The sequence below is a fragment of the Caproicibacter fermentans genome, from assembly GCF_009746625.1.
GTDB lineage: Bacteria > Bacillota > Clostridia > Oscillospirales > Acutalibacteraceae > Caproicibacter > Caproicibacter fermentans.
In genome coordinates, this window is record NZ_VWXL01000059.1 from 1 (window position 1) to 2912 (window position 2912).

Annotated in this window: 4 protein-coding genes; 3 read left to right on the forward strand and 1 reads right to left on the reverse strand. The window is 49.1% G+C overall.

Features of this window, described 5'->3' with window-relative positions; translation table 11 throughout:
• Positions 1–149: 149 nt before the first annotated feature.
• Genes CAFE_RS11535 through CAFE_RS11545 form a run of 3 tightly spaced genes read left to right on the forward strand, consistent with a single transcriptional unit; the run spans position 150 to position 1552 of the window.
• On the forward strand, positions 150–479 hold the full coding sequence (locus CAFE_RS11535; RefSeq protein ID WP_156990724.1) for an STAS domain-containing protein: 330 nt from the start codon (positions 150–152) through the stop codon (positions 477–479).
• Complete coding sequence (gene spoIIAB / locus CAFE_RS11540; protein ID WP_276529269.1) at positions 466–909, forward strand: anti-sigma F factor; 444 nt, start codon at positions 466–468, stop codon at positions 907–909. The genes CAFE_RS11535 and spoIIAB overlap by 14 nt, the downstream gene beginning before the upstream one ends.
• Positions 902–1552, forward strand: a complete 651-nt coding sequence (locus CAFE_RS11545; protein ID WP_156990726.1) for a sigma-70 family RNA polymerase sigma factor — start codon at positions 902–904, stop codon at positions 1550–1552. Before spoIIAB ends, CAFE_RS11545 begins: the two co-directional genes overlap by 8 nt.
• A gap of 87 nt (positions 1553–1639) precedes the next feature.
• On the opposite strand, the gene metA is transcribed toward CAFE_RS11545, so the two are convergent.
• Positions 1640–2560 (reverse strand): homoserine O-acetyltransferase MetA, encoded by a 921-nt coding sequence (metA, locus tag CAFE_RS11550; protein WP_156990727.1) that lies wholly within the window; start codon positions 2558–2560, stop codon positions 1640–1642.
• Positions 2561–2912: the final 352 nt, after the last annotated feature.

Consider the following 2912-nt stretch of genomic DNA (forward strand, 5'->3'; position numbering starts at 1 on the left):
CAGCAAATCTGGTATGATTTTGTCATGAGGACTCGTCTCCTTTCGGGAGTACATTGTTTTGTGTCAAAACCATTGTACCAGAAGGGCTGACGAGTCCTCAACTTTCATTTAACTTTACAATACGAATTCAAAAAACGGGAGGTTTTTCTATGGGCGTCAGGCTGATTCTCAGGGAAGGAGTCCTGACGGCGGTTCTGAGCGGGGAGATTGACCACCATTCCGCAAGGGAAATTCGGGGGGAGATTGATGAGACCGCGTCCAGAGTCAAGCCGAAAAAAATTATTTTCGATTTTTCCGCGGTGCAGTTTATGGACAGTTCCGGCATCGGGCTGATTATGGGCCGCTGCAAACTGATGCAGCTGTGGGGGGGGACGGTGGAAATTGTCCGCCTTCCAAGAAAAATTGAAAAAATCGTTTCACTGGCGGGTTTGAACCAGCTATGTGTAATTAAGGGGGATAATGAATTTGAAGCCGGTTAATGAGATGTCAGTTTCTTTACTGAGCTGTTCATCCAACGAAGCGTTCGCCCGGGCCGCAGTTTCGGCGTTCATTGCGCAGCTGGACCCCACGGTGGACGAGCTCTGCGACATTAAAACCGCGGTTTCCGAGGCGGTTACGAATTGCATTGTTCACGCATACCGGGATACGATCGGAGTGATATACATAACATGCCGTCTTTATGAGGACGGCGGCATCGTTGTAAAAATCCGCGACAAAGGCTGCGGAATCGAAGATATCGAGCAGGCAATGCAGCCGCTTTTCACAACCCAGGAGGGAGAACGGGCCGGCCTTGGTTTTGCCGTCATGCAGAGCTTTATGGATAAGCTTCGTGTGACCTCCAAACCCGGAAAGGGCACGACGGTCACCATGAAAAAAACGATGGAACGCCGCCCCAAGCAGAATGGATAGGGATCAGGCGGTTCGGAAAAATATCGGACTCGTTCATTCCTGTGCAAGGCATTTCCGCGGGCGCGGCGTCGAGTATGACGATTTGTTTCAGGCGGGATGTCTGGGCCTGGTCAAGGCGGTCGATCATTTTGACCCGGACCGCGGCGTCAAATTTTCCACTTACGCGGTTCCCGTGATCCTGGGGGAAATCCGCAGATTGTTCCGCGACGGCGGCGCGATCAAAGTCGGCCGCGGGCTCAAGGAGCTTTCGCTTCGCGCTACGCGCCTTTCCGCGTCGTTTTTGGAACGCGAAGGACGATCTCCGACGATTCAGGAACTCGCCGATTTGCTGGAGGTGGAGCCGGAACAGGCGGCTGAGGCTTTGGGAGCGGCGCAGCTGCCGATTTCCCTGACTGCGACGGAGGAAGACGGAGGAGGGCAGATTGATGTCGGCGTTGAATCCAATGATGATAAAATTGCCGAGATGTTGTCGCTCAAGCAGGTCGTGACGGAACTGGAGCCGCGGGACCGCAGTATCATCATTTTCCGTTACTTTCAGAACCGTACACAGACGGAAACAGCCTCCGCGCTTGGCATGACGCAGGTGCAGGTGTCCCGGCGGGAAAAGAAGATTCTGAAAGAATTGCAGTTGAAATTATCATGACAAGGCCGGGAAGCAGCTTGTTTGCTGTTTCCCGGCCTTTCGTACAGCATGATTGATATTGCTGTTTAAAGCTTATGAGTTGGGCCTTTATTCAGTAATATCCTTAATATCATAAGGGGTCTGCTGATATACATAATAGTTCAGCCAGTTTGAAAACATCAGGCTCGCGTGGCTGCGCCAGAGAAACGGCGGTTCTTTGGCCGAATCGTTATCCGGAAAATAATTTTTCGGCATTTCCGGACCAATTCCTTTTTTTAAATCCCGAAGATATTCCTTTTTCAGGGTATCGCGTTCATATTCCTCGTGCCCCGTGACAAAGAACTGCCGGCCGCTTTTCGCCGCGATAATGTGCGGCCCCGCGTCTTTTGATTCGGTAAGAATTTCGAGCTCCGGATGTACCAGAATATCCTCCCGGCGGGTCCCGGTATAGCGCGAATGCGGCGCCCAGAAATCGTCGTCAAATCCACGCACCAGCGGGTGCAGCGGGAGAAGGACGCTGTGCATGAAAATTCCGGAGATCTTTTTGGCAAGCAAATATTTGGGGATGCGGTAATGATAATACAGACCGGCCTGAGCCCCCCAGCAGATATACATCGTGGAATAAACATTTTTACGGCTCCAAGCCATAATGTCGCAAAGCTCCGGCCAGTAGTCAACCTGCTCAAACGGGAGTTTTTCCACCGGCGCTCCCGTTACAATCATTCCGTCGAATTTTTGATTCTTCAATTCCGCAAATGTTTTATAGAAGGTATTCAGGTGAGTCTGAGACGTGTTCTTTGAAAAGTGAGTGGCCATCTGCATCAGCTCGACGTCTACCTGCAGCGGAGAATTGCTCAGTTGACGAAGCAGCTGGGTTTCCGTTTCGATTTTTGTAGGCATCAGGTTCAAAATGACAATTTTCAAAGGGCGAATATCCTGACTCATTGCCCTTTCATGTGTCATGACAAAAATATTCTCTGACTCCAGCACATGCCGGGCGGGAAGAGAATCCTGTATTCTAATCGGCAAACCGATCCCCCCTTATTATTGAAAAGCGCTGTCAAACATTATAGCAAACATAAGATTCTACTTCAAGAACCTTATATAATCAAAAAACTTTTAAAAAGGGCCCAAAAAGCGTTGACAGCGGCTTTAAGACGTGATATTATAGTTAAGCCGTCGAAAAACGGAGCAAAAATCAGAACAGTTTGCTGTAAGCCAAATTGATTTTGAAATTTCTTCTGTTTATTTTGACGCATGGGACCTTGAAAATTAAACAACGAGACGATAAAGAAGGAACCCGTAAAGATTTCGAGAGTAAAAGTACTTTCGGACGAAAAGAGAGGGAAACTCTTACAAAAAAACCAAAAGATACGTTAGT

What these genes read in the sequence shown, in the direction of transcription:
- CAFE_RS11545 (WP_156990726.1), top strand. Translation starts at nt 902, where the DNA reads ATGGATAGGGATCAGGCGGTTCGGAAAAATATCGGACTCGTTCATTCC.
- CAFE_RS11535 (WP_156990724.1), top strand. Translation starts at nt 150, where the DNA reads ATGGGCGTCAGGCTGATTCTCAGGGAAGGAGTCCTGACGGCGGTTCTG.